General features: G+C 52.4%; 19 protein-coding genes and 13 tRNA genes. 27 read left to right on the top strand and 5 right to left on the bottom strand.

Annotated elements, in window-relative coordinates; translation table 11 throughout:
- The first annotated feature begins 135 nt into the window (after positions 1 to 135).
- The 5 genes from fur (at position 136) to FDW97_RS10665 (ending at position 5,612) form a co-directional block, all read left to right on the top strand.
- Entirely contained in the window at positions 136 to 582 is a 447-nt protein-coding gene (fur, locus tag FDW97_RS10645; RefSeq protein WP_003022836.1) for a ferric iron uptake transcriptional regulator, read from the top strand.
- Between the two features lie 127 nt (positions 583 to 709).
- Entirely contained in the window at positions 710 to 1,636 is a 927-nt protein-coding gene (gene tcuR / locus FDW97_RS10650) for a tricarballylate utilization LysR family transcriptional regulator TcuR (RefSeq protein WP_038638820.1), read from the top strand.
- A 97-nt stretch (positions 1,637 to 1,733) separates the two neighbouring features.
- Positions 1,734 to 3,137, top strand: coding sequence for an FAD-dependent tricarballylate dehydrogenase TcuA (gene tcuA, locus FDW97_RS10655; RefSeq protein ID WP_137351029.1), 1,404 nt, complete (start codon positions 1,734 to 1,736; stop codon positions 3,135 to 3,137).
- A complete protein-coding gene (tcuB, locus tag FDW97_RS10660; protein WP_137351030.1) occupies positions 3,124 to 4,263 on the top strand; it encodes a tricarballylate utilization 4Fe-4S protein TcuB in 1,140 nt (379 codons plus the stop codon). Before tcuA ends, tcuB begins: the two co-directional genes overlap by 14 nt.
- A 53-nt stretch (positions 4,264 to 4,316) precedes the next feature.
- On the top strand, positions 4,317 to 5,612 hold the full coding sequence (locus tag FDW97_RS10665) for an MFS transporter (protein ID WP_137351031.1): 1,296 nt from the start codon (positions 4,317 to 4,319) through the stop codon (positions 5,610 to 5,612).
- A 44-nt stretch (positions 5,613 to 5,656) separates the two neighbouring features.
- On the opposite strand, the gene chiQ is transcribed toward FDW97_RS10665, so the two are convergent.
- The 4 genes from chiQ to nagE form a co-directional block, all read right to left on the bottom strand.
- Complete coding sequence (chiQ, locus tag FDW97_RS10670; protein ID WP_038638809.1) at positions 5,657 to 5,989, bottom strand: ChiQ/YbfN family lipoprotein; 333 nt, start codon at positions 5,987 to 5,989, stop codon at positions 5,657 to 5,659.
- A gap of 49 nt (positions 5,990 to 6,038) precedes the next feature.
- Positions 6,039 to 7,445: a chitoporin gene (chiP, locus tag FDW97_RS10675; protein ID WP_038638807.1), complete on the bottom strand. Its 1,407-nt coding sequence runs from the start codon at positions 7,443 to 7,445 to the stop codon at positions 6,039 to 6,041.
- A gap of 433 nt (positions 7,446 to 7,878) precedes the next feature.
- Complete coding sequence (gene glnS, locus FDW97_RS10685; protein WP_038638804.1) at positions 7,879 to 9,546, bottom strand: glutamine--tRNA ligase; 1,668 nt, start codon at positions 9,544 to 9,546, stop codon at positions 7,879 to 7,881.
- A 186-nt stretch (positions 9,547 to 9,732) separates the two neighbouring features.
- Positions 9,733 to 11,682: a PTS N-acetyl glucosamine transporter subunit IIABC gene (gene nagE / locus FDW97_RS10690; RefSeq protein WP_137351032.1), complete on the bottom strand. Its 1,950-nt coding sequence runs from the start codon at positions 11,680 to 11,682 to the stop codon at positions 9,733 to 9,735.
- Positions 11,683 to 12,024: 342 nt separating this feature from the next.
- Between nagE and nagB the strand changes: the two genes are divergently transcribed.
- From nagB to FDW97_RS10780, 18 genes are all read left to right on the top strand, one after another.
- Positions 12,025 to 12,825, top strand: a complete 801-nt coding sequence (gene nagB, locus FDW97_RS10695) for a glucosamine-6-phosphate deaminase (RefSeq protein WP_003022803.1) — start codon at positions 12,025 to 12,027, stop codon at positions 12,823 to 12,825.
- Between the two features lie 60 nt (positions 12,826 to 12,885).
- A complete protein-coding gene (gene nagA / locus FDW97_RS10700; protein ID WP_038638801.1) occupies positions 12,886 to 14,034 on the top strand; it encodes an N-acetylglucosamine-6-phosphate deacetylase in 1,149 nt (382 codons plus the stop codon).
- A gap of 8 nt (positions 14,035 to 14,042) precedes the next feature.
- Complete coding sequence (locus tag FDW97_RS10705; protein WP_038638799.1) at positions 14,043 to 15,263, top strand: N-acetylglucosamine repressor; 1,221 nt, start codon at positions 14,043 to 14,045, stop codon at positions 15,261 to 15,263.
- A gap of 57 nt (positions 15,264 to 15,320) precedes the next feature.
- On the top strand, positions 15,321 to 16,073 hold the full coding sequence (gene nagD / locus FDW97_RS10710; RefSeq protein WP_038638796.1) for a ribonucleotide monophosphatase NagD: 753 nt from the start codon (positions 15,321 to 15,323) through the stop codon (positions 16,071 to 16,073).
- Between the two features lie 251 nt (positions 16,074 to 16,324).
- On the top strand, positions 16,325 to 17,989 hold the full coding sequence (asnB, locus tag FDW97_RS10715; protein ID WP_038638793.1) for an asparagine synthase B: 1,665 nt from the start codon (positions 16,325 to 16,327) through the stop codon (positions 17,987 to 17,989).
- 223 nt (positions 17,990 to 18,212) lie between these two features.
- Positions 18,213 to 18,289, top strand: a tRNA-Met gene (locus tag FDW97_RS10720).
- Positions 18,290 to 18,297: 8 nt separating this feature from the next.
- Positions 18,298 to 18,382: transfer RNA gene (locus tag FDW97_RS10725), tRNA-Leu, on the top strand.
- 23 nt (positions 18,383 to 18,405) lie between these two features.
- Positions 18,406 to 18,480 (top strand) — tRNA-Gln (locus FDW97_RS10730).
- A gap of 37 nt (positions 18,481 to 18,517) precedes the next feature.
- Positions 18,518 to 18,592 (top strand) — tRNA-Gln (locus FDW97_RS10735).
- Positions 18,593 to 18,629: 37 nt separating this feature from the next.
- Positions 18,630 to 18,704 (top strand) — tRNA-Gln (locus tag FDW97_RS10740).
- A gap of 37 nt (positions 18,705 to 18,741) precedes the next feature.
- Positions 18,742 to 18,816 (top strand) — tRNA-Gln (locus tag FDW97_RS10745).
- Positions 18,817 to 18,853: 37 nt separating this feature from the next.
- Positions 18,854 to 18,928, top strand: a tRNA-Gln gene (locus FDW97_RS10750).
- A gap of 21 nt (positions 18,929 to 18,949) precedes the next feature.
- Positions 18,950 to 19,026, top strand: a tRNA-Met gene (locus FDW97_RS10755).
- Between the two features lie 43 nt (positions 19,027 to 19,069).
- Positions 19,070 to 19,144, top strand: a tRNA-Gln gene (locus FDW97_RS10760).
- Between the two features lie 35 nt (positions 19,145 to 19,179).
- Positions 19,180 to 19,254: transfer RNA gene (locus FDW97_RS10765), tRNA-Gln, on the top strand.
- A 21-nt stretch (positions 19,255 to 19,275) separates the two neighbouring features.
- Positions 19,276 to 19,352, top strand: a tRNA-Met gene (locus FDW97_RS10770).
- Between the two features lie 43 nt (positions 19,353 to 19,395).
- Positions 19,396 to 19,470 (top strand) — tRNA-Gln (locus FDW97_RS10775).
- Between the two features lie 35 nt (positions 19,471 to 19,505).
- A tRNA-Gln gene (locus FDW97_RS10780) sits at positions 19,506 to 19,580 on the top strand.
- Between the two features lie 104 nt (positions 19,581 to 19,684).
- Here FDW97_RS10780 and ubiF read toward each other — a convergent pair.
- Entirely contained in the window at positions 19,685 to 20,860 is a 1,176-nt protein-coding gene (gene ubiF / locus FDW97_RS10785) for a 3-demethoxyubiquinol 3-hydroxylase (RefSeq protein WP_137351033.1), read from the bottom strand.
- 147 nt (positions 20,861 to 21,007) lie between these two features.
- On the opposite strand from ubiF, the gene miaB reads away from it, so the two are divergent.
- From miaB to corC, 4 genes are all read left to right on the top strand, one after another.
- Positions 21,008 to 22,438, top strand: a complete 1,431-nt coding sequence (miaB, locus tag FDW97_RS10790) for a tRNA (N6-isopentenyl adenosine(37)-C2)-methylthiotransferase MiaB (RefSeq protein ID WP_085047762.1) — start codon at positions 21,008 to 21,010, stop codon at positions 22,436 to 22,438.
- Between the two features lie 153 nt (positions 22,439 to 22,591).
- Positions 22,592 to 23,638 carry a PhoH family protein gene (locus FDW97_RS10795; RefSeq protein WP_019076268.1) on the top strand — a complete coding sequence of 349 codons (1,047 nt, stop codon included), beginning with the start codon at positions 22,592 to 22,594 and terminating at the stop codon, positions 23,636 to 23,638.
- The gene (gene ybeY, locus FDW97_RS10800) at positions 23,635 to 24,102 is read left to right on the top strand and encodes an rRNA maturation RNase YbeY (protein ID WP_003835559.1); all 468 of its coding nucleotides are present in this window, start codon (positions 23,635 to 23,637) and stop codon (positions 24,100 to 24,102) included. Before FDW97_RS10795 ends, ybeY begins: the two co-directional genes overlap by 4 nt.
- A gap of 96 nt (positions 24,103 to 24,198) precedes the next feature.
- A complete protein-coding gene (gene corC / locus FDW97_RS10805) occupies positions 24,199 to 25,077 on the top strand; it encodes a CNNM family magnesium/cobalt transport protein CorC (RefSeq protein WP_038638785.1) in 879 nt (292 codons plus the stop codon).
- Positions 25,078 to 25,098 lie beyond the last annotated feature (21 nt).

Below are 25,098 nucleotides of genomic sequence, written 5' to 3' on the forward strand. Positions count from 1 at the left end.
GATTAACAATATATGCCAGAGACTTGCTGTTTTCATTTAACCATGGCAGTTCTATAATGATACGCAATTTCTCAAGTGCAATTTCTGTCACTTCTGTTAATGAAGTGAATCGTTTAGCTACAGGACAGATTCCGCATGACTGACAACAATACCGCATTAAAGAAGGCTGGCCTGAAAGTAACGCTTCCTCGTTTAAAAATTCTGGAAGTTCTTCAGGAACCGGATAACCATCACGTCAGTGCGGAAGACTTATACAAACGCCTGATCGATATGGGTGAAGAAATTGGTCTGGCGACCGTGTATCGTGTGCTGAACCAGTTTGATGATGCCGGTATCGTGACCCGCCACAATTTTGAAGGTGGTAAATCCGTCTTCGAACTGACTCAACAGCATCACCACGATCACCTCATTTGCCTCGATTGCGGCAAAGTGGTCGAGTTCAGCGATGATTCCATTGAAGCGCGTCAGCGTGAGATTGCGGCTAAACATGGTATTCGCTTAACCAACCATAGCCTCTATCTTTATGGCCACTGCGCCGAAGGCGATTGCCGCGAAGATGAGCATGCGCACGACGGCAAATAATGTGACGCTTTCTGAAAAGCCAACCATCCGGTTGGCTTTTTTTATGGGCCAAATTTGACCATCCCCCTCTTCCTTCTACGTCAATGTTGCTTTAATGTAAAAATCAATTGCCATTCGGAGAGTTGAAATGGAACTTCGTCAACTACGCTATTTTGTGCGTATTGTAGAAACCGGCAGCATGGGTAGCGCGGCGCTCGATCTCAATATCGGTGTTTCGGCACTCAGTCAGCAAATGACGCGCCTGGAAAGCGAACTTGCTATTCGTCTGCTTCAACGCACCTCGCGCGGTGTGACGCCCACCAGCGCCGGACTGGCTTTTTACTCCCAGGCGCAGCTGGCGCTCCGGCATGCAGACGATGCAATCCTCGCCGCGCGCGAGGCCCGACTTTCCGGACACGTCAGCGTCGGTATGGCCCCCAGTACCGCTTCCGTTCTCGGTATGCCATTTATTCACGCCATGCGGGAAAGCTATGCTGATGTTCGCCTGCATGTGGTGGAAAGTCTCTCTGGCAACCTGGAACGAATGATTAATACCCGCCAGATTGATCTGGCTGTCGTGTTTCAAAAAGAAAAGATCCTGCGCTGGAGCGCCAGACCGATTCTTGAAGAACGGCTGTTTTTGATTGGGACCCATGCCCTATTGGCTGATATTGTCGACGACAATATTGCTCCAGCCCAGTTGGCAAATATTCCATTGATCATGCCAAGCCCGGGACATGGTCTGCGCGGCAGGCTGGATGCCATCTGCCAGGAACACGCGCTAAATATTGAGATCGCTACTGAAATTGATGGTCTGGCGTTACTGATGCGCGCCGTACGCAGTGGCATTGGCGCCACTCTTCAGCCCGGTGCGGCGATCTCCCATCTCGATAAAGAAACTCTAAGAGTGATCGGCGTCTATAATCCGATACTTAGCCGCCCTAACTTTCTGGTCAGCCTCTCTGACGATGAACTTACCCCGGCAGGCCTTGCCGCCCGTGTGGTGCTGACGAAAGTTATGCATCAACTGGTGGAAGCAGGAAGCTGGCCTGGCGCTACTCTTTACAATAACTAAAGTACTGTTTAGCACCACATCATAGCGCCCGCACAAGCTGTGCGTATACATTTCAATTACAAATTTAACAAATAGTTAAATGGTAATGGAGTATACGATGGTTGATGTTCTGGTGATTGGTGGTGGTAATGCCGCGTTATGTGCTGCCTTGACCGCCCGGGAGCAAGGAGCTTCGGTACTCCTGCTCGAAGCGGCCCCCCGGGAATGGCGCGGAGGAAACTCCCAACACACGCGTAATTTACGTTGTATGCATGATGCGCCGCAGGATGTGCTGGTGGACAGCTATCCTGAAGAAGAATTCTGGCAAGATCTGTGGCGCGTCACGGAAGGGAATACCAACGAAGCGCTGGCGCGTCTGGTGATCCGTACCTCTTCACAATGCCGCGACTGGATGCGCCAGCACGGCGTTAACTTTCAACCTCCTCTCTCTGGCGCTTTACACGTGGCGCGAACCAACGCCTTTTTTATGGGCGGTGGAAAGGCCCTTGTGAATGCCTATTATCGCAGCGCAGAAAAGCTGGGAGTGCAGATCCGCTATAACACCCCGGTTCAGGCGCTTGAACTGCGTAATGGCGAGTTCGTGGCGGCGCTGGCAGGCGAAGAGCGCATCACCGCTAAATCCTGCGTGCTTGCCGCTGGCGGTTTTGAGTCTAACCGCGAATGGCTACGAGAAGCATGGGGAGAGAACGAGCGCGGCGAATGGCCAGCGGATAACTTCCTGATTCGCGGCACGCGCTTTAACCAGGGCGTACTGCTCAAATTTATGATGGATGCCGGAGCCGACATTATCGGCGATCCCTCCCAGTCACACTGCGTGGCCATTGATGCCAGAGCGCCATTATATGACGGCGGGATTTGCACCCGCGTGGACTGCGTCTCGCTCGGTATAGTGGTGAACCGGGACGCTGAGCGCTTTTATGATGAAGGTGAAGATTTCTGGCCCAAACGCTACGCCATCTGGGGACGTCTGGTCGCTCAACAGCCAGGGCAGATTGGCTACTCCATCATCGACAGTAAAGCTATTGGCCACTTTATGCCGCCGGTCTTTCCCGGCGCGCAGGCCAATACGTTGGCAGAGCTGGCTCTTCAGTTAGGACTGGATGCCGAACGTTTTACCCACACCGTGACGCAATACAACAACGCCTGCCAGCCAGGTCAGTTCGACCACACCGTTCTGGATAACTGCGCCACCAAAGATTTGCTACCCGCGAAAACGCACTGGGCGCGACCGCTTGACCAGCCGCCATACTACGGCTATGCCCTGCGACCAGGGATCACCTTCACTTATCTTGGGTTAAAAGTGAACGAACACGCCGCTGTGCATTTTGCCGGGCTTCCAAGCCGTAACCTGTTCGTCGCCGGAGAGATGATGGCGGGCAACGTGTTGGGCAAGGGCTACACCGCAGGCGTGGGGATGTCGATCGGCACCACCTTTGGCCGCATTGCCGGAAAAGAAGCCGCGCTGGCCGCACGTAAGGAGACACGTCATGAAGCAGCTTGAGAAACTGATCATCGAAGCGCAAATTATCACCGAACCGGAAGCTGAAGTTGAACGTGTGATGCAGGTGTGCAATGCCTGTCGCTATTGTGAAGGCTTTTGCGCCGTATTCCCGGCGATGACGCAACGTCTGGAATTCGGTAAAGCGGATATCAACTATCTGGCGAACTTGTGCCATAACTGCGGCGCTTGCCTGCACGCGTGTCAGTATGCCCCGCCTCATGAATTTGCCATCAACGTACCGAAGGCGATGGCGGAGGTCCGGCTCGAAACTTATCAGCATTATACGCAACCCGCCGCCTTTGGCGCGCTTTATCGTCGCGCGGGCGTAACCGTGACGCTGGCGCTGGTTTTCGGTCTGATCCTGTTTTTACTCCTCGCTATAGGTTTGAAAGGTTCACTATTCCATCCTCCGCTGGCCGGGGATTTCTATCAAATTTTCCCGCATAACCTGCTGGCCTGGATGTTTGGTTCGGTCTTTATTCTGGCGATCGGTTTGCTGATGGCGGGCGTGATCCGCTTCTGGCGCGAGATCTCTCCGGGTATGCCGCGTTCCGCCGAGATTGCTGAAGCCTCACACGATGCGCTGACGCTGAAATATCTCGATGGTGGCCACGGCAAAGGTTGTAACGAAGCGGATGATGCTTTCACCCTGATGCGCCGCCGTTTCCACCACTTTACCTTCTACGGTTTTATGCTCTGCTTTGCCGCCACCGTGGTGGCTACAGGCTATCACTACTTTGCAGGCATAGAAGCGCCCTACCCGTTCTTCAGCGTTCCGGTGATGCTGGGCACGCTGGGCGGCATTGGTCTGGTTGTCGGCCCGGCTGGCTTACTATGGCTGAATCTTAAACGCTCACCGCTACACGGCGACGCACGGCAAAAACCGATGGATCGCGGTTTTATTTTGCTGCTGCTGCTGACCAGTCTGACCGGTCTGGCGCTGCTGGCGGGAAGAGACACCTCATGGATGGCTATTTTACTGGCCATTCATCTCGGCGTGGTCATGGCGCTTTTTCTGACCATTCCTTACGGAAAATTTGCCCACGGATTTTACCGCTGCGCAGCCTTACTCAAGTGGGCGATTGAGAAACGGCGCGGCAAACAAGCGGGGGTCACAGGCGACTAACCCGCAAACTCTTACCTCTATAAATATTATGATAAGACAGTGGAGCAAACCCAATGACACAACAACCATCGCGCGCCGGAACTTTCGGCGCAATACTGCGGGTAACCAGCGGTAATTTTCTCGAACAGTTCGACTTTTTTCTGTTCGGGTTTTACGCCACCTATATCGCAAAGACGTTCTTCCCCGCGGAGAGTGAATTTGCCGGGCTCATGTTGACCTTTGCGGTTTTCGGTTCGGGTTTTTTAATGCGGCCCGTTGGCGCAATCGTGCTGGGTGCTTACATCGACAGAATTGGTCGCCGTAAAGGACTGATGGTGACGCTGGCGATCATGGGCTGCGGTACCCTGCTGATTGCCCTGGTTCCCGGTTACCAAAGCATTGGCCTGCTGGCCCCTGTGCTGGTATTAGTCGGTCGATTATTGCAAGGCTTCTCTGCGGGCGTAGAGCTGGGAGGCGTTTCGGTTTATCTTTCTGAAATCGCCACGCCTGACAATAAAGGTTTCTACACCAGTTGGCAGTCCGCCAGCCAACAGGTCGCCATTGTGGTGGCGGCGCTGATTGGCTACGCTCTGAATGCCACACTGGGGCACGATGAGATCTCTGAATGGGGCTGGCGCATTCCGTTCTTTATTGGTTGTATGATTATTCCGTTGATCTTCGTCCTGCGCCGTTCGCTTCAGGAAACAGACGCATTTTTACAACGTACGCACCGTCCCGACACCAGGGAAATTTTCACCACTATCATCAAAAACTGGCGTCTGATCGCTGCGGGTACGCTGCTGGTAGCGATGACCACCACGACGTTTTACTTTATTACCGTCTACACCCCAACCTACGGCAGGGCCGTACTCCACCTGAGCGCGCGCGATAGCCTGGTAGTCACCATGCTGGTCGGTATTTCTAACTTTATTTGGCTGCCGATTGGCGGGGCGATATCTGACCGAATTGGTCGTCGTCCGGTATTGATGGGGATTACCGTACTGGCACTGCTTACCACCTGGCCGGTAATGCACTGGCTCACCGCCGCGCCAGACTTCATGCGCATGACGCTGGTCCTGCTTTGGTTCTCGTTCTTTTTTGGCATGTACAACGGGGCAATGGTCGCGGCACTCACCGAGGTGATGCCTGTCTATGTCCGTACGGTGGGCTTTTCACTGGCATTCAGTCTTGCCACGGCGATTTTTGGCGGCCTTACACCAGTCATATCCACGGCGCTGGTCCAGCTAACCGGGGATAAAAGCTCACCTGGATGGTGGCTGATGTGCGCAGCACTTTGTGGACTCGCCGCCACGGCAATGCTGTTTGTCCGACTGAGTCGGGGCTATCAACCAGTGGAACATAAGCTCTGAAAAGCAAACGGGCGGAAAATTCTCCGCCCGTAGCATTTTTCGAATTACTGCGCAGCGTTCTTGCTACGAATTTCCTGCCAGACCTTGTCACAATCAGCATTAACGGACTGATCGTTACCCGTGCGCGTGGCCTGGATACACTGCTGATAATCCAGTACGCGTACGCTTTCTTCATTAGCAAACTGCTGGTGCTGCTTTTCTTTCTTCAACACATTCAGCACGCTTTGGCAGGCTTCAATTTTCTCCGGCGATCCTTGCGCGGTGTTAATACACGCGCTGTAGGCTTCTTTCAGGCGACTGTCTTCTTTCGGCGAAGGGGATTGCGCACAAGCCACCAGCCCTGATGCCATAATGGCGATGAGTATCAGTTTTTTCATAGCACTTTCCTCAACGGAGCGGCAGACGTCTGGTCTGCCGCTGTTGGCATTAGAAGATGGTGAACGGAGCAATAACGATGAACTTCACGTCGCGTTCATCCTGGAAGATGTTGCCATAACCACCGCCCCAGCTCGGAATGTCTGAATGGTTGTCGTACTGGGTGAAGTGCAGTTTAAACATGGTGCCCTTCGCACGACCGTCCTGCAGGGTATAGACCGCATCCAGGCTGTAAGAAGACTCTTCGATAGTCCGGTTTTTGTCGTAGTACGCATCCGGATTGAGCTGCCAGGTAGATGGCTTGGCATCCCAGGCGTAAACGTAGGACGCACCGACTGCCCAACCCGGCAGGTTCCAGTTCTTCAGGTCATACATTGCACCGAAGAAGACGGCCTTTTCGCCGTTGGCGTTGAAGTCGGAGCGGTTGTCCCACCAGATATCCAGACGACCGTTTGATGAGGCGTAGGTCGGGGTCATACGCTGCAGGAAGTACCCCTGCTGCCCGTCCGCTTTAACCCAGGTCCCTTCCAGTCGCAGGTCAACCACTTCCGCCACTTTGTAGCCGAAGGTCAACGCCTGCAGCCAGGCCGTGCCGTCATAAATATCGTTCACGGTGCGGTCATCAACTTTGTCGCGCGCGCCGTAGAACTGATAACTGGTGGTAAACGGGTTACCGCCTAAATCGAATTTGTAGCTGGCTTTCGCGAAGTACTGATCGACGTAGCCTTCAGACTGACCAAATGCCGCTTCCAGCAACAGGTTATTTTTGAAGTCATATTTCGCGCCGATTGAGTGCAGGTAATCTACGCTGGTCTTTTTATCGGCCTGATAGAATTTATCGACTTCGGTGTGCCACGGCGCTTTATATTCGTTGGCCCACATATAAGAGAAGCTCAGTGCGCCGGCATCACCATAGTCGAAGTTGGCACCGGCTTCGGCACCCTGATAAGTACCAGGCATAAAGCTCCAGTGCGGAGCCAATAGCGTCTGCCCGGTTGGTTGAATGTAACCTGCGCGTGCCCAGGTTGGGCCGTATTTAAATTTGGCTGCTGCTTTATACAGGCTAATTCCGCTCTTATCGCCGGAGTAATCTTCGTCATAGCCTTTATTTTTTGAAGAGAATGCGATTTCGTTTGGATGGCCGCTTTCGCTACTTTCGTTCATTTCAATCGCGGTGAATGCTGCAATATCAATACCAAACATATCCGCCGCATAACCGGACTGGAAGTCGAGGTTGGCGTTCCATGTGGAGTGAGAAAGGTTGGTTTTGTATTTGTCATGATCGGTGACATCTTTACGGTCACGCTCACGCTGCCAGTAATAGATGCCGCCGGTTAAAGTGGAGTCATCAATGAAACCTTCGGCGTGAGCCTGGGGAGCGACAACGAAACCCGACATTGCTGTGATACCGGCGATAGCCAGCGCCAGCGTACTACGTTTGCCACTAAACGTACGCATATGTTAATCCTCTTTGACATAAAAATGCTGCCGATAAAAGCGGTCAGCGAAAAAACAAAAATTAAAAAAGTAGCGCTAAGAAAACCTCAGTGACTACAATGAATAGACTATTTTTCGCGACGCGAATTATCAATCTCTTTCTGTAACGAGTATGTAATAGTATGAGCAACCGCACATATTTCATTGCTTTCTGTTACATTTTCATCGGGAGATAAAAAAGCGTTGAAAAAAAGAAAAAACCGCTTGTTTTCCATGGGGATGAAATCGGTTTCAGCCCATTTCATATTGCGGTAAGTTATTTAAAGGTAAAAACATTCAGCCGATTCATTATTACAGGCATGTAATTAATTCGCTCCGCAAATGGAGCCTGGAAAACGTTTTGGCGTAAAAAAAACGCCGCATGAAGCGGCGTTTAGACAGGATGTGTTGCGGCTTATTCGCCCGCTTTAGCCCACGTATCGCGCAGACCAACGGTGCGGTTAAACACCAGCTTGTCAGCCGTAGCGTAGCGGCTGTCAAGGCAGAAGTAACCTTCACGTTCAAACTGGAACGCTTTGCCTGCGACCGCGGCCTGCAGCGATGGCTCGCCGTAGCCGTGTTTAATCACCAGGGATTCCGGGTTAATCACGGACAGGAAGTCCTCTGCCGCACCTGGGTTCGGTACGCTAAACAAACGATCGTACAGGCGGATTTCAATCGGTAACGCATGTGCCGCACTGACCCAGTGAATAACACCTTTTACTTTACGACCATCGGCCGGATCTTTGCTCAGAGTATCGGCATCGTAAGTGCAGAAAATGGTGGTAATATTCCCTTCCGCATCTTTCTCTACACGCTCGGCCTTGATCACGTAAGCATTACGCAGACGTACTTCTTTGCCCATCACCAGACGCTTGTACTGCTTGTTCGCTTCTTCGCGGAAGTCAGCGCGGTCGATCCAGATTTCACCGCTGAACGGCACTTCACGGCTGCCCATTTCCGGTTTATTCGGATGATTAGGCATGGTCACCATTTCGCTCTCGCCCTGCGGGTAGTTTTCGATAACCAGTTTCACCGGATCGATAACCGCCATCGCGCGCGGCGCGTTTTCATTCAGATCTTCACGAATGCAGGATTCCAGAGAGGCGATCTCAATGGTGTTGTCCTGCTTGGTCACGCCAATGCGTTTGCAGAATTCACGGATAGCGGCCGCGGTATAACCGCGACGACGCAGGCCAGAGATGGTCGGCATGCGCGGATCGTCCCAGCCCTCAACGTGCTTGTCGGTCACCAGCAGGTTCAGCTTGCGCTTGGACATCACGGTGTATTCCAGATTCAGGCGCGAGAATTCATACTGACGCGGGTGAACCGGGATGGTGATGTTGTCCAGCACCCAGTCATACAGACGACGGTTATCCTGGAACTCCAGCGTACACAGCGAGTGGGTAATGCCTTCCAGCGCATCGCTGATGCAGTGGGTAAAATCGTACATCGGGTAGATGCACCACTTGTTGCCGGTCTGGTGGTGTTCAGCGAACTTAATACGGTACAGCACCGGATCGCGCATCACGATAAACGGCGACGCCATGTCGATTTTCGCGCGCAGGCAGGCTTTACCTTCTTCAAAGCCACCGGTACGCATTTTTTCGAACAGCGCGAGGTTCTCTTCGACGCTGCGATCGCGGAACGGGCTGTTTTTACCCGGCTGAGTCAGCGTACCGCGGTATTCGCGAATTTCGTCCGCTGACAGTTCGTCAACGTACGCCAGACCTTTATTAATAAGCTCTACCGCATAGGCATGAAGCTGATCGAAGTAATCCGACGAGTAGCGAATGTCGCCAGTCCAGTGGAAACCTAACCATTCAACGTCGTTTTTAATCGACTCAACGTACTCGATATCTTCTTTAACCGGGTTCGTATCATCAAAACGCAGGTTGCACTGGCCCTGGTAATCTTGCGCAATACCAAAGTTCAGACAAATGGATTTCGCGTGGCCAATGTGCAGATAGCCATTTGGCTCCGGCGGAAAACGGGTATGGATCGTGGTGTGCTTACCACTGGCCAGATCTTCATCGATGATCTGACGAATAAAGTTACTCGGGCGGGCTTCAGCCTCACTCATCGTGGATTCCTCAAAGCGTAAACAACGTATAACGGAATATGATCTTATAAGCCAGGCAGACTGACAACCTTTAGTTACGCAAAATATGTATCAATCGAAAATATTGGGGCCAATTGCTGCAAAAAAAAGCGGCGGAGGAATATCCCCCGCCGCTTAAGGCATTTAACTCACTTTACTCAGGAGCAGTTATTTACCTTTAATCTCATACAGTGGTGTCTGACCGGCAACCACATGACCTTCGGCTTTAATGACCAGAGCGCCGAAATCATCGCTGTTGCTGCACACAACCGGGCTAATCATGGAACGTGCATTGGCGTTCAGGAAATCCAGATCCATTTCCAGAATCGGTTGACCCGCCGTCACTTCCGCACCTTCTTCAACCAGGCGTTTAAAGCCTTTACCTTCCAGCGCGACGGTATCGATACCCATATGGACTACGATTTCCGCGCCTTTAACGGTTTCCAGACAGAACGCATGGTTGGTGTTGAAGATTTTCACGATAGTGCCCGCAGCCGGAGCAACCACGATTTTATCCGTTGGTTTCACCGCAACGCCATCGCCTACCGCTTTGCTGGCGAAGGCTTCATCAGGAACCTGCTCCAGCGCAACGACGTCACCGGTAATCGGAGAAACCAGCGCTTCAACGATGACTGCGTTCGCTACAGCCTGCGGTTTTGCCACCGGGGCCGCTGCTGCTGGTGCACTTTCAGCAGACGCTGCCGCAACCGGGCCACGCGCCACAACTTTCTTCATTTCGTCGCCGATGGATTCCGCTTTCGCACCTACGATGACCTGGATAGTTTGTTTGTTCAGCTTAACGACACCCGATGCGCCTAAGCGTTTACACATCGCATCGTTTACGCGACCAGAATCGGCCACAGTCAGACGCAGACGGGTGATACAGGCATCAATCGCTTTCAGGTTATCGGTACCGCCAACCGCAGCAATGTAGCTGGTTGCCAGTTGAGCCAGACCTTCTTCAGTATTGCTGTTCGCTTCTTCTGTAACGATATCGTCTTCTTTATCTTCGCGGCCCGGCGTTTTCAGGTTAAACATACGAATAACCGCGCTGAACAACACAAAGTAGATGACGAAGAAGACCAGACCCATCACGACCAGCATCCAGACGTTCTTACTTGCTGCCGGCAGGTTGTACATCAACACGTAGTCGATAGCACCTGCGGAGAAGGAGAAGCCCGCGTGGATCCCCAGCAGCGTCGCAACGAACAGGCTGATACCGGTTAACAGTGCGTGCAGGAGATACAGCAGTGGCGCCAGGAACATGAACAGGAATTCCAGCGGCTCGGTAACACCGGTCAGGAACGCGGTGATCGCAACGGACAGCAGCATACCGCCAACCATCGGGCGACGCGCTTTCGGAGCAGCGAAGTACATCGCCAGCGCCGCACCCGGCAGACCAAACATCATGATCGGGAAGAAACCAGACATGAACATACCCGCAGTGCCATCACCCGCATAGAAGCGGTTGATGTCACCGTGGAAAACGGTGCCAGCGGCGTTAGTAAATTCGCCAATCTGGAACCAGGCGATGGTATTCAGAACCTGATGCAGACCGGTTGGGATCAGCAGACGGTTGATGAAACCAAAAATACCGGAACCCAACGCGCCAGCGCCTACGATCCACTCACCACCCGCATGGATGGCGTTCTGCACCGGCGGCCACACGTAACCGAAGATAGCAGCCAGCACCAGACAGAAGAAGCCAGTGGCGATCGGCACGAAGCGTTTGCCGCCAAAGAAGCTCAGGAAGTCAGGCAGTTTGATACCAGACCAACGGTTATACACCGCACCGCCAACCAGACCGGTGATGATACCCGCCAGTACACCCATATTGATGGCCGGGTTAATGGTAACCATTGCTTTGGTCAATATGAAATAACCGACCGCACCTGCCAGCGCTGCCGCACCCGCGCTGTCTTTTGACCAGCTGGAAGCCACACCGATAGCGAAAATCAGCGCCAGGTTATCGAAGATAGCCCCACCCGCTTGCGCGATAAAAGGTACGTTTAGTAAATCTGGTTGGCCGAATCGCAGCAACAGTGCCGCGACTGGCAGCACAGCGATGGGGAGCTGTAACGCCCTACCCAGCCGCTGGAAAAAACCTAAAATATTCATTTTATTCCCCCTACGAGACCCCGATTAGGCTTCTTTGAAGCCATATTTTTATTGTGCGACCATTCCTGACAGCAAGATTCTGGATCAACGATATTAACCATTCATCTACATTCTGAGTGTGTGAAAATTTAATTCGTATCGCAAATTAAACGCGTGTTTTTTGTGATTCCAGTCACCAAATATCGTTATTAACCCTCCCTTTCACTGGCTAACTACGAAAACTTATTTTATCATTCAAAAAATCGAAACGGATTGATCCTTACCGATGCAAAACCAGGTTACGCTTAATACTGCACAGAGACTCAATCCGCCAATTGCTTACATTTACTTTTGAGGTGAAGAATGAGACTGATCCCCCTGAATACCGCTGAACAAGTCGGCAAATGGGCTGCTCGCCATATCGTTAACCGTATTAACGCGTTCAAACCAACGGCAGATCGCCCGTTCGTTCTGGGCCTGCCGACGGGCGGTACTCCGCTGACAGCTTATAAGGCATTGGTTGAAATGCATAAAGCGGGCCAGGTGAGCTTCAAGCATGTTGTTACTTTCAATATGGACGAATATGTTGGCCTGCCGAAAGAGCATCCGGAAAGCTATCACAGCTTCATGCATCGTAACTTCTTTGATCACGTTGATATTCCAGCAGAAAACATCAACCTCCTCAATGGTAACGCGCCGGATATTGATGCAGAATGCCGTCAGTATGAAGAAAAAATCCGTTCTTACGGTAAAATCCACCTGTTTATGGGCGGTGTAGGCAACGATGGTCACATCGCGTTCAACGAGCCAGCCTCTTCTTTGGCTTCCCGTACCCGCATCAAAACGCTGACTCACGACACGCGTGTTGCTAACTCACGCTTCTTTGACGGCGACGTAAGCCAGGTGCCTAAATATGCCCTGACCGTGGGCGTGGGCACCCTGTTGGATGCCGAAGAGGTGATGATCCTGGTACTGGGTCACCAGAAGGCGCAGGCGCTGCAAGCCGCCGTTGAAGGCAATGTTAACCACATGTGGACCATCAGCTGTCTGCAGTTGCATCCAAAAGCCGTTGTGGTGTGCGATGAGCCTTCCACCATGGAACTGAAAGTGAAAACGCTGAAATACTTTAACGAGTTAGAAGCGGAAAATATTAAAGGTCTGTAATTGATGTCTCCGCCCTGTCGATAAGTTGCAGGGCGGCATTTTTTGAAATCGGGGGTCGGAATGTATGCTTTAACCCAGGGCCGGATCTTTACCGGTCACGAAATTCTTGATGACCATGCGATTGTTGTCGCCAATGGCCTGATTGACAGCGTTTGCCCACTGGCTGAGTTACCGTCAGGAATTGAACAACGCTCACTGAATGGGGCCATTATTTCCCCCGGTTTTATCGATGTACAGCTAAACGGCTGCGGTGGCGTACAGTTTAACGATACGGCAGAAGCCGTGACCGTCGAAACGCTGGAAATCATGCAGAAAGCCAATGAAAAATCAGGCTGCACCAACTATCTGCCTACGCTTATCACCACCAGCGATGATCTGATGAAACAAGGCGTTCGCGTCATGCGTGAATACCTGGCGAAACACCCGAATCAGGCATTAGGACTTCATCTGGAAGGTCCGTGGCTGAATCTGGTGAAAAAAGGCACCCATAATCCAGGATTTGTCCGTCAACCGGACGCTGCGTTGGTTGATTTCCTGTGCGATAATGCTGACGTGATAACCAAAGTGACGCTGGCGCCAGAAATGGTCCCGGTAGAGGTCATCACCAAACTGGTAAATGCAGGTATCGTGGTTTCCGCCGGTCACTCCAATGCGACGGTAAAAGAGGCCAAAATCGGCTTCCGCGCAGGGATTACCTTTGCAACGCATCTGTTTAACGCCATGCCTTATATAACGGGCCGCGAACCGGGCCTGGCGGGCGCTATTCTTGACGAAGCCGATATTTATTGCGGTATCATCGCTGATGGTCTGCATGTTGACTACGTTAACATCCGTAATGCCAAGCGCCTGAAAGGCGACAAGCTGTGCCTGGTCACCGACGCGACCGCGCCAGCAGGTGCCAATATTGAACAGTTCATTTTCGCTGGTAAAACAATATACTACCGGAATGGATTGTGCGTTGATGAGAACGGTACATTGAGCGGTTCATCATTAACCATGATTGAAGGCGTACGCAATCTGGTCGAACATGCGAATATCGCTCTCGACGAAGTGTTACGCATGGCAACGCTCTACCCTGCTCGCGCCATTGGCGTCGACAAACGACTCGGCAGCATCGCGCCAGGCAAAGTAGCCAACCTGACTGCGTTTACGCACGACTTTAAAATCATCAAGACCATCGTTAATGGCAACGAGGTCGTTACTGAGTAAGAGAAAGAATGACACCAGGCGGACAAGCTCAAATAGGTAATGTTGATCTCGTAAAACAGCTTAACAGCGCGGCGGTTTATCGCCTGATTGACCAGCATGGGCCAATCTCGCGTATTCAAATTGCCGAGCAAAGCCAGCTTGCCCCCGCCAGCGTAACCAAAATTACGCGTCAGTTGATCGAACGCGGGCTGATCAAAGAAGTCGATCAGCAGGCCTCCACCGGGGGCCGCCGCGCTATCTCTATCGTCACCGAAACCCGCAATTTCCACGCCATTGGCGTACGTCTGGGCCGTCACGACACGACGCTCACGCTCTATGATATGAGCAGTAAAGTGGTCGCCGAAGAGCATTACCCTCTCCCGGAGCGCACCCAGGAAACGCTGGAGTATGCGCTGCTCAACACCATTGCCACTTTTATTGACAGCTGCCAGCGGAAAATCCGCGAGCTGATTGCGATTTCCGTCATCTTGCCCGGCCTGGTTGATCCTGAAAGCGGCGTCATTCGCTATATGCCGCACATTCAGGTCGAAAACTGGGGGCTGGTCGAGGCGCTCGAAAAACGCTTTAAGGTTACCTGCTTTGTCGGTCACGATATCCGCAGCCTGGCGCTGGCCGAGCACTATTTCGGGGCAAGCCAGGATTGCGAAGACTCCATTTTAGTGCGAGTTCACCGCGGAACCGGGGCGGGAATTATTTCCAATGGCCGAATTTTCATCGGTCGCAATGGCAACGTGGGCGAGATTGGTCACATTCAGGTTGAACCGCTGGGTGAGCGCTGTCACTGCGGTAACTTCGGCTGTCTGGAAACCATTGCCGCCAATGCGTCTATCGAGCACCGCGTGCAAAACTTACTGAAACAGGGTTATCCCAGCCGACTCACGCTGGATGATTGCAATATTAAAGCTATCTGTAAGGCGGCAAATAAGGGCGATAACCTGGCAGCAGAAGTGATTGAACACGTTGGTCGCCACTTGGGTAAAACCATCGCCATCGCCATCAACCTGTTTAACCCACAAAAAATCGTCATTGCAGGCGAAATTACTGAGGCAGATAAAGTGCTGCTGCCTGCAATAGAAAGCTGTATCAACACGCAGGCGTTGAAAGCGTTTCGCCACAATTTACCGGTGGTTCGTTCCACGCTGGATCACCGTTCCGCCATTGGCGCCTTTGCGCTGGTGAAGCGCGCGATGCTCAACGGGACATTGCTGCAACGTTTGCTGGAAAACTAATGCTCTCATATAGTAGTGGATTACTATAAGACTCATAACTAATTCCCTGGGTTGTTCATGACCATTAAGAATGTAATTTGTGATATCGACGGCGTGCTGATGCACGACAATGTCGCCGTACCGGGTGCGGCAGAATTTCTGACCGGGATCCTGGAAAAAGGCCTGCCGTTAGTTCTGCTGACTAACTACCCTTCACAGACCGGGCAAGATCTGGCAAACCGCTTCGCCACCGCGGGAGTGAATGTCCCCGATAGCGTCTTTTATACTTCCGCCATGGCTACCGCTGATTTTCTTCGTCGCCAGGAAGGCAAAAAAGCCTACGTGGTAGGTGAAGGCGCGTTAATTCATGAGCTGTATAAAGCCGGGTTTACCATTACCGACGTGAACCCCGATTTTGTGATTGTTGGCGAGACGCGCTCCTATAACTGGGACATGATGCATAAAGCAGCATATTTTGTCGCTAACGGCGCGCGTTTCATCGCCACAAACCCGGATACTCACGGCCGCGGCTTTTATCCCGCCTGCGGTGCACTGTGCGCCGGTATCGAGAAAATCTCTGGCCGTAAGCCGTTTTATGTCGGCAAACCCAGCCCGTGGATTATTCGCGCGGCGCTCAACAAAATGCAGGCGCACTCGGAAGAGACCGTTATCGTTGGCGATAACCTGCGTACCGATATTCTGGCGGGCTTCCAGGCCGGTCTGGAAACCATTCTGGTATTGTCTGGCGTCTCAACGCTTGACGACATCGACAGCATGCCGTTCAGACCGAGCTGGATTTATCCATCCGTTGCTGAGATAGACGTCATTTAATCTCTTTGGCCGGATAACAATACCTGCAAGTTATCCGGCCTGAAAAACACACCCATTCAATAAATTCATCTTTTCACTGCTGATTCATCAATAATAGCGCTCATTACGTAATCTTTTTTCACCAATCAGCAATGACCATTGCGTTTTTTATTTTCCGCACCGTAATTCGCTTGCGCCCTCTCCCGCTTTGCGGCATTTTCTTTATCAAGCAAACATAAAAAGCATCACGCAACAGGTTAACGGAGAAGGTTATGTGTTCTATTTTTGGCGTATTCGATATTAAAACTGACGCAGTTGAACTGCGTAAAAAAGCCCTGGAATTATCTCGTCTGATGCGCCATCGCGGCCCGGACTGGTCAGGTATTTACGCCAGTGATAACGCCATTCTGGCGCACGAACGTCTGTCCATCGTCGACGTCAATGCCGGTGCTCAGCCGCTGTACAACGTGAAGAAAACGCATATCCTGGCGGTTAACGGTGAAATTTATAACCATCAGGCGCTGCGCGCGGAATACGGCGATCGCTATCAGTTCCAGACCGGTTCAGACTGCGAAGTTATCCTCGCGCTGTATCAGGAAAAAGGCCCGGAGTTCCTGGATGACCTACAAGGCATGTTTGCTTTTGCCCTGTACGACAGCGAACAGGACGCTTATCTGATTGGTCGCGATCACATCGGGATCATCCCACTGTATATGGGTTACGACGAACACGGTAACTTCTACGTCGCGTCTGAAATGAAAGCCCTGGTTCCGGTATGTCGCACAATCAAAGAATTCCCGGCCGGTAGCTATTTGTGGAGTAAGGACGGCGAAATTCGTCAGTATTATCAGCGTGATTGGTTTGATTACGATGCGGTCAAAGACAACGTGACCGATAAAAACGAGCTGCGTCAGGCGCTGGAAGATGCGGTGAAAAGCCATCTGATGTCAGATGTTCCTTATGGTGTACTGTTGTCCGGTGGTCTGGATTCCTCGGTCATTTCCGCGATTACGAAAAAATACGCGGCGCGCCGTGTTGAAGATCAGGAACGTAGCGAAGCCTGGTGGCCACAGTTGCACTCCTTCGCCGTCGGCCTGGAAGGCGCACCGGATCTGCAAGCCGCGCAAGAGGTCGCGAACCATCTGGGTACCGTGCACCATGAGATCCACTTCACCGTACAGGAAGGTCTGGATGCTATCCGCGACGTGATTTATCACATCGAAACCTACGATGTCACAACGATCCGCGCCTCAACGCCGATGTACTTAATGTCGCGTAAAATTAAAGCGATGGGCATTAAAATGGTGCTGTCGGGTGAAGGCTCTGACGAAGTATTCGGCGGCTATCTCTATTTCCACAAAGCGCCAGACGCGAAAGAGCTGCATGAAGAAACCGTGCGTAAGCTGCAGGCGCTGCATATGTTCGACTGCGCCCGCGCCAACAAAGCGATGTCTGCCTGGGGTGTGGAAGCTCGCGTGCCTTTCCTGGATAAGAAATTCCTTGATGTGGCGATGCGCATCAACCCGCAGGATAAAATGTGCGGCAACGGCAAAATGGAAAAACATGTGCTGCGCGAATGTTTTGAATCTTACCTGCCTGCCAGCGTCGCATGGCGTCAGAAAGAGCAGTTCTCTGATGGTGTCGGTTACAGTTGGATCGATACCTTGAAAGAGGTGGCTGCTGAGCAAGTTTCTGACCAACAACTGGAAACCGCCAGCTTCCGTTTCCCTTACAACACGCCATCGTCTAAAGAAGCGTATTTGTACCGTGAGATTTTTGAAGAATTGTTCCCGGTTGCCAGCGCGGCGGAATGCGTGCCTGGCGGACCATCAGTAGCCTGTTCTTCCGCCAAAGCGATTGAATGGGATGAAGCGTTTAAAACCATGAACGATCCCTCTGGTCGTGCGGTTGGCGTACATCAGTCCGCTTATAAATAAGTTAATCCTTAGAAAAGAGCCCTACGGGGCTCTTTTTTTATGTCTGTTTTCTGTGCAAAAAAACAATTAATAACTAATAATTGCCGAATATTGCGCCATGCTGTTCGCAACCTAACCAAACAGTCACATTCCAGCTATTTTCAATGAAAAAGGGGTTGACGCTTCAAGGCTCAATACGCATAATGCGCCCCGCAACGCCGATAAGGTTACGCGAAAAAAAGATGGCTACGTAGCTCAGCTGGTTAGAGCACATCACTCATAATGATGGGGTCACAGGTTCGAATCCCGTCGTAGCCACCATCTTTTTTGCGGGAGTGGCGAAATTGGTAGACGCACCAGATTTAGGTTCTGGCGCCGCAAGGTGTGCGAGTTCAAGTCTCGCCTCCCGCACCATTCACCCGTAAGCGTTGCACGGATGGGGTATCGCCAAGCGGTAAGGCACCGGTTTTTGATACCGGCATTCCCTGGTTCGAATCCAGGTACCCCAGCCATTTTTTCTTCGATATAGCGGTTCACCGCAACGGTCATTGGGGTATCGCCAAGCGGTAAGGCACCGGTTTTTGATACCGGCATTCCCTGGTTCGAATCCAGGTACCCCAGCCATTTTTTCTTCGATATAGCGGTTCACCGCAACGGTCATTGGGGTATCGCCAAGCGGTAAGGCACCGGTTTTTGATACCGGCATTCCCTGGTTCGAATCCAGGTACCCCAGCCATTTTTTCTTCGATATAGCGGTTCACCGCAACGGTCATTGGGGTATCGCCAAGCGGTAAGGCACCGGTTTTTGATACCGGCATTCCCTGGTTCGAATCCAGGTACCCCAGCCATTTTTTCTTCGATATAGCGGTTCACCGCAACGGTCATTGGGGTATCGCCAAGCGGTAAGGCACCGGTTTTTGATACCGGCATTCCCTGGTTCGAATCCAGGTACCCCAGCCATCGAAGAATATAATAGTATCAGGCTACGTAGCTCAGCTGGTTAGAGCACATCACTCATAATGATGGGGTCACAGGTTCGAATCCCGTCGTAGCCACCATATTAAGGACGTATCGACTCGTTCGGTAAAGCCAAAATATTGTTGGGGTATCGCCAAGCGGTAAGGCACCGGATTCTGATTCCGGCATTCCGAGGTTCGAATCCTCGTACCCCAGCCAATTTCAAAAGTCGTCCACATTGTGGGTGCGCCCGTTGGGGTATCGCCAAGCGGTAAGGCACCGGTTTTTGATACCGGCATTCCCTGGTTCGAATCCAGGTACCCCAGCCATCGAAGAATATAATAGTATCAGGCTACGTAGCTCAGCTGGTTAGAGCACATCACTCATAATGATGGGGTCACAGGTTCGAATCCCGTCGTAGCCACCATATTAAGGACGTATCGACTCGTTCGGTAAAGCCAAAATATTGTTGGGGTATCGCCAAGCGGTAAGGCACCGGATTCTGATTCCGGCATTCCGAGGTTCGAATCCTCGTACCCCAGCCAATTTCAAAAGTCGTCCACATTGTGGGTGCGCCCGTTGGGGTATCGCCAAGCGGTAAGGCACCGGATTCTGATTCCGGCATTCCGAGGTTCGAATCCTCGTACCCCAGCCATATTAAAAAAGCTCGCTTCGGCGAGCTTTTTGCTTTTCTGCGTTTATCGCCAGATGGCGCTCCGCTTATCAGGCCTACGTATTTCCCCCGTAGGCCTGCCTGAATTACAATCCTAACGCATACTTCAAGGCCTGACGTTTCAGTACGCCTGCGCGCTCTGCGGCCATTAACCCGAGATTACGCATGATACGCAGCGGCTGCAGGTTGTTGCTGAATCCGGCGTAGAACAGATCCATCCCACTCTGCATAATGAAATTATCAGTCATACGACGATTCTGATAGCGCTTCAGTACCGGCTGACTGGCCCAGGATTCACCGTAGCTGCGCGCATTAACCAGCACGTCAATCAGCGCATCCACATCACGGAACCCCAGATTAACGCCCTGCCCCGCCAGCGGATGAATGGTATGCGCGGCATCGCCCACCAACGCCAGACCTGGCTGGACATATTGTAGCGCGTGACGACGCGTAAGCGGGAATGCCCCCGCCGCCACAGGCGTAACGTTGCCGAGTCGCGACGGGAAGTGTTTGGCGATCTCCACCTGCAGTTGCGACATGCCCAAACCCTGCAGTTGGCGGATACGCGCCGGTGAGTCATACCACACCAGCGAGGCCCAGTTATCAAACAGCGGTAAAAATGCGCGCGGACCGTCAGGCGTGAATTGTTGCCAGGTGCTGTCGCCAGGTGCGTTCTCGCATTGTACGGTGATTAACATGCAGGACTGCGCGTACTGCCAGGCATGAATACCAATCCCGGCCATTTTCCGCACCTGAGAATTTGCGCCGTCCGCGCCGATCACCAGCTTCGCGCTGATTTTCTCACCGCCAGCCAGTTCAAGCTCGTGACGATCATCATGCTGATGCAGAGAGATCAATGACGCCGGTACGCGCAGCGTGACTTTCGGGTGGGCTTCCAGCGCCTGCCAGAGTGCCTGTTGCAGAACCGTGTTTTCCACCATATAACCCAGCAAAGGTAACTTAAGCTCGGCGGCATCAAACATTACATGGGCATTTTCCCATTCCCACGTTTCCAGACGACGGTAAGGATGACTGCGCATACCCTGAACTGTATCCCAGACCCCCAGCCCTTTCAGCAACGACACCGAGGCGGAGCTAATGGCGGAAATTCTGACATCGGGCTGTCCATCAGCCACAAACGGCGCGGGAACGGCATGTTCAATGACCGTTACCGTAAATCCATGCTGCGCCAGTCCAAGCGCCAGCGCGCCGCCGACCATCCCCCCGCCGACAATGGCAATTTCCGTTGGTTGATTTGTCATGTGGTCAATCATCCTGTTACATGTATTGTGTAAGTTTACAGGATTTTTTACCCCTTGAGGCTGACATCCGTCATACTGGTCACAACCGCGCCAAAGCAGTACACTATGCGCCCTGCATTTCAGCCACAATTTCGCAAGAGCAAGTCGATGACCAAAAAACTCCATATTAAAACCTGGGGCTGTCAGATGAACGAATACGATTCATCGAAGATGGCCGATCTGCTGGATGCCACTCATGGGTATCAACTGACCGACGTGGCGGAAGAAGCGGATGTGCTGCTGCTGAATACCTGCTCAATCCGTGAGAAGGCTCAGGAAAAAGTTTTCCATCAGTTGGGCCGCTGGAAGCTGTTAAAAGAGAAAAACCCCAATCTCATCATCGGTGTCGGTGGCTGTGTCGCATCTCAGGAAGGCGATCATATTCGCCAGCGCGCCCACTACGTCGATATTATTTTTGGGCCGCAGACTCTGCATCGCCTGCCGGAAATGATCAATAAAGTACGTGGAAGCACTAGCCGTAGCCCGGTAGTTGATATCAGTTTCCCGGAGATCGAAAAGTTTGACCGCCTGCCGGAACCGCGTGCTGAAGGTCCAAGCGCGTTTGTGTCCATCATGGAAGGCTGTAATAAATATTGTACCTACTGCGTGGTGCCCTACACCCGCGGTGAAGAAGTCAGCCGCCCGGCGGATGACATCCTGTTTGAAATCGCTCAGCTTGCGGCGCAAGGCGTGCGTGAAGTGAACCTGCTGGGGCAAAACGTGAACGCCTGGCGCGGTGAGAACTATGATGGCACGACAGGATCTTTTGCTGACCTGCTGCGCCTGGTTGCGGCGATCGACGGCATTGACCGTATCCGCTTCACCACCAGCCATCCGATCGAGTTCACCGATGATATCATTGAAGTTTATCGCGATACGCCGGAGCTGGTGAGTTTCCTGCACCTGCCGGTACAGAGCGGTTCAGATCGCGTACTGAATCTGATGGGACGCACCCATACCGCGCTGGAATATAAAGCGATCATTCGCAAACTGCGCGCGGCGCGTCCGGACATTCAGATTAGCTCAGATTTCATCGTTGGCTTCCCTGGCGAAACCACACAGGATTTCGAGCAGACCATGAAGTTGATTGCTGACGTGAATTTTGACATGAGCTACAGCTTTATCTTCTCTGCGCGTCCTGGCACCCCGGCAGCCGATATGGTTGACGACGTACCGGAAGAAGAGAAAAAACAGCGTCTGTATATCCTGCAGGAGCGTATTAACCAGCAGGCCATGGCCTGGAGCCGCCGTATGGTCGGCACAACCCAGCGTATTCTGGTTGAAGGCACATCACGTAAGAGCATCATGGAGTTGTCAGGGCGTACCGAAAACAACCGCGTGGTGAACTTTGAAGGCACCCCGGAAATGGTCGGTAAGTTTGTGGATGTTGAAATTACCGATGTCTGGACGAACTCCCTGCGCGGTAAAGTGGTGCGCACCGAAGACGAAATGGGCCTGCGCATCGCAGAATCCCCTGAGTCGGTTATTGCGCGTACCCGCAAAGAAAACGATCTGGGCGTCGGTATTTACCAGCCTTAATCTTCTGGCCCGTCAGCTCTGACGGGCCTTGTATTTCCTCCCGCAATCCCCATATTTATTGCAATGCTTGCGCCTTTTCCCTATGGCGTGAATAATTTCCTTAGATGCCGGTAAATGTTCAGCGTCCGGCGAGACATGCTAAAGAGGAACAGTTTGAACATAGACACTCGCGAAATCACCCTTGAACCCGCAGACAACGCCCGTCTGTTGAGCCTTTGCGGTCCATTTGATGACAACATCAAACAGCTGGAACGTCGCCTCGGCATCGAAATTAACCGTCGGGATAACCACTTTAAGCTGACCGGTCGCCCAATTTGCGTCACCGCTGCGGCTGATATTTTACGCAGCCTGTATGTCGATACCGCTCCAATGCGCGGTCAGACGCAGGACATTGAACCTGAGCAAATTCATCTGGCGATTAAAGAAGCGCGTGTGCTTGAGCAAAGCGCGGACAGCGTGCCGGAATTTGGCAAAGCGGTGAATATCAAAACCAAGCGCGGAGTGATTAAACCGCGTACGCCGAACCAGGCGCAGTACATCGCTAACATCCTCGATCACGACATCACCTTCGGCGTTGGCCCTGCAGGTACGGGTAAAACGTATCTCGCGGTTGCCGCCGCGGTCGATGCGCTTGAGCGCCAGGAGATCCGTCGAATTCTGCTGACCCGTCCGGCAGTGGAAGCCGGCGAAAAACTGGGCTTCCTGCCAGGCGATCTGAGTCAGAAAGTCGATCCCTATTTACGTCCGCTGTATGACGCGCTGTTCGAAATGCTCGGTTTTGAGAAGGTCGAAAAGCTGATCGAGCGTAACGTCATTGAGGTGGCGCCGTTGGCCTATATGCGCGGCCGTACCTTGAACGATGCGTTCATCATTCTTGATGAGAGCCAGAACACCACCATCGAACAGATGAAAATGTTCCTGACCCGTATCGGCTTTAACTCCAAAGCGGTCATCACCGGCGATATCACGCAGATTGACCTGCCGCGTAGCACCAAGTCCGGTCTGCGTCATGCCATTGAGGTGCTGGCCGAAGTCGACGAGATTAGTTTTAATTTCTTCCATAGCGAAGACGTGGTTCGCCACCCGGTAGTCGCCCGTATCGTCACGGCGTATGAAGCCTGGGAAGAAGCAGAACAGAAACGAAAAGCCGAGCTGGCAGCGGAACGCAAGCGCGAAGCTCAGGAGCAGGAGCAAAAATGAGTCAGGTTATTCTCGATTTACAGCTGGCATGTGAAGACGAATCTGGTTTACCCACAGAAAGTCAGTTTCAGGGCTGGCTGGATGCGGTAATCCCGCAGTTTCAGGAAGAGTCTGAAGTGACGATTCGCCTGGTTGATGACGCGGAAAGCCACGAGCTGAACCTGACCTATCGCGGGAAAGATAAATCAACCAACGTGCTCTCTTTCCCGTTTGAAGCCCCGCCGGGCATTGAGATGCCACTGCTGGGCGATCTGATCATCTGCCGCCAGGTGGTTGAGAAAGAAGCGCAAGAGCAAGGTAAACCGCTTGAGGCCCACTGGGCGCACATGGTGGTGCACGGTAGCCTGCATTTACTCGGCTACGACCATATCGAAGATGATGAAGCGGAAGAAATGGAATCCCTTGAAACAGAGATTATGCTTGCTCTGGGCTATGAGGATCCGTACATTGCCGAGAAGGAATAAGCCGTCGGGCATCTGCCCGGGCTTCCCATGAAGCCATGCGCTGAGTTTACGCGCATTGAGCGACCTATTAACTAACATGAGAACCCATACGACGCCATGAGCGACGACAATTCACACAGTAGTGACACGTTAACCAGCAAAAAGGGATTTTTTTCCCTGTTACTGAGCCAACTTTTCCACGGTGAACCCAAAAACCGCGACGAACTGTTGGAGCTGATCCGTGATTCCGGGCAGAACGACCTTATCGATGAAGATACGCGTGATATGCTCGAAGGGGTGATGGACATTGCGGACCAGCGCGTTCGCGACATCATGATCCCCCGCTCTCAAATGATTACCCTGAAACGCAACCAGACCCTGGATGAATGCCTTGATGTCATTATCGAGTCAGCCCACTCGCGTTTCCCGGTGATCAGCGAAGACAAAGATCACATTGAAGGGATTCTGATGGCCAAAGATCTGCTGCCGTTTATGCGCAGCGATGCCGAAGCCTTCAGCATGGAGAAAGTGTTACGCCAGGCGGTTGTCGTACCGGAAAGCAAGCGTGTTGACCGCATGCTGAAAGAGTTCCGCTCCCAGCGTTATCATATGGCTATCGTCATCGACGAGTTCGGCGGTGTCTCTGGTCTGGTGACCATTGAGGACATCCTTGAACTAATCGTTGGTGAAATCGAAGATGAGTACGACGAAGAAGACGATATTGATTTCCGTCAGCTCAGTCGCCACACCTGGACCATTCGCGCGCTGGCGCCAATTGAGGACTTCAACGAAGCCTTTGGCACCCACTTTAGCGACGAAGAAGTCGATACCATTGGTGGTCTGGTCATGCAGGCCTTTGGTCATCTTCCCGCTCGTGGGGAGACTATCGACATTGATGGTTACCAGTTCAAAGTGGCAATGGCCGACAGCCGTCGTATTATTCAGGTTCATGTCAGAATTCCGGACGACTCACCCCAGCCCAAACTGGACGAATAAACCCGAAACTGGATCTAAGAC

The sequence above is a fragment of the Citrobacter sp. wls708 genome (genome assembly GCF_005281255.1).
In the GTDB taxonomy this organism is placed as follows: domain Bacteria; phylum Pseudomonadota; class Gammaproteobacteria; order Enterobacterales; family Enterobacteriaceae; genus Citrobacter; species Citrobacter werkmanii.

Coding starts and splice junctions, on each gene's coding strand:
- fur (WP_003022836.1), top strand. CDS start 136: ATGACTGACAACAATACCGCATTAAAGAAGGCTGGCCTGAAAGTAACG.
- tcuR (WP_038638820.1), top strand. CDS start 710: ATGGAACTTCGTCAACTACGCTATTTTGTGCGTATTGTAGAAACCGGC.
- tcuA (WP_137351029.1), top strand. CDS start 1,734: ATGGTTGATGTTCTGGTGATTGGTGGTGGTAATGCCGCGTTATGTGCT.
- tcuB (WP_137351030.1), top strand. CDS start 3,124: ATGAAGCAGCTTGAGAAACTGATCATCGAAGCGCAAATTATCACCGAA.
- FDW97_RS10665 (WP_137351031.1), top strand. CDS start 4,317: ATGACACAACAACCATCGCGCGCCGGAACTTTCGGCGCAATACTGCGG.
- chiQ (WP_038638809.1), bottom strand. CDS start 5,989: ATGAAAAAACTGATACTCATCGCCATTATGGCATCAGGGCTGGTGGCT.
- chiP (WP_038638807.1), bottom strand. CDS start 7,445: ATGCGTACGTTTAGTGGCAAACGTAGTACGCTGGCGCTGGCTATCGCC.
- glnS (WP_038638804.1), bottom strand. CDS start 9,546: ATGAGTGAGGCTGAAGCCCGCCCGAGTAACTTTATTCGTCAGATCATC.
- nagE (WP_137351032.1), bottom strand. CDS start 11,682: ATGAATATTTTAGGTTTTTTCCAGCGGCTGGGTAGGGCGTTACAGCTC.
- nagB (WP_003022803.1), top strand. CDS start 12,025: ATGAGACTGATCCCCCTGAATACCGCTGAACAAGTCGGCAAATGGGCT.
- nagA (WP_038638801.1), top strand. CDS start 12,886: ATGTATGCTTTAACCCAGGGCCGGATCTTTACCGGTCACGAAATTCTT.
- FDW97_RS10705 (WP_038638799.1), top strand. CDS start 14,043: ATGACACCAGGCGGACAAGCTCAAATAGGTAATGTTGATCTCGTAAAA.
- nagD (WP_038638796.1), top strand. CDS start 15,321: ATGACCATTAAGAATGTAATTTGTGATATCGACGGCGTGCTGATGCAC.
- asnB (WP_038638793.1), top strand. CDS start 16,325: ATGTGTTCTATTTTTGGCGTATTCGATATTAAAACTGACGCAGTTGAA.
- ubiF (WP_137351033.1), bottom strand. CDS start 20,860: ATGACAAATCAACCAACGGAAATTGCCATTGTCGGCGGGGGGATGGTC.
- miaB (WP_085047762.1), top strand. CDS start 21,008: ATGACCAAAAAACTCCATATTAAAACCTGGGGCTGTCAGATGAACGAA.
- ybeY (WP_003835559.1), top strand. CDS start 23,635: ATGAGTCAGGTTATTCTCGATTTACAGCTGGCATGTGAAGACGAATCT.
- corC (WP_038638785.1), top strand. CDS start 24,199: ATGAGCGACGACAATTCACACAGTAGTGACACGTTAACCAGCAAAAAG.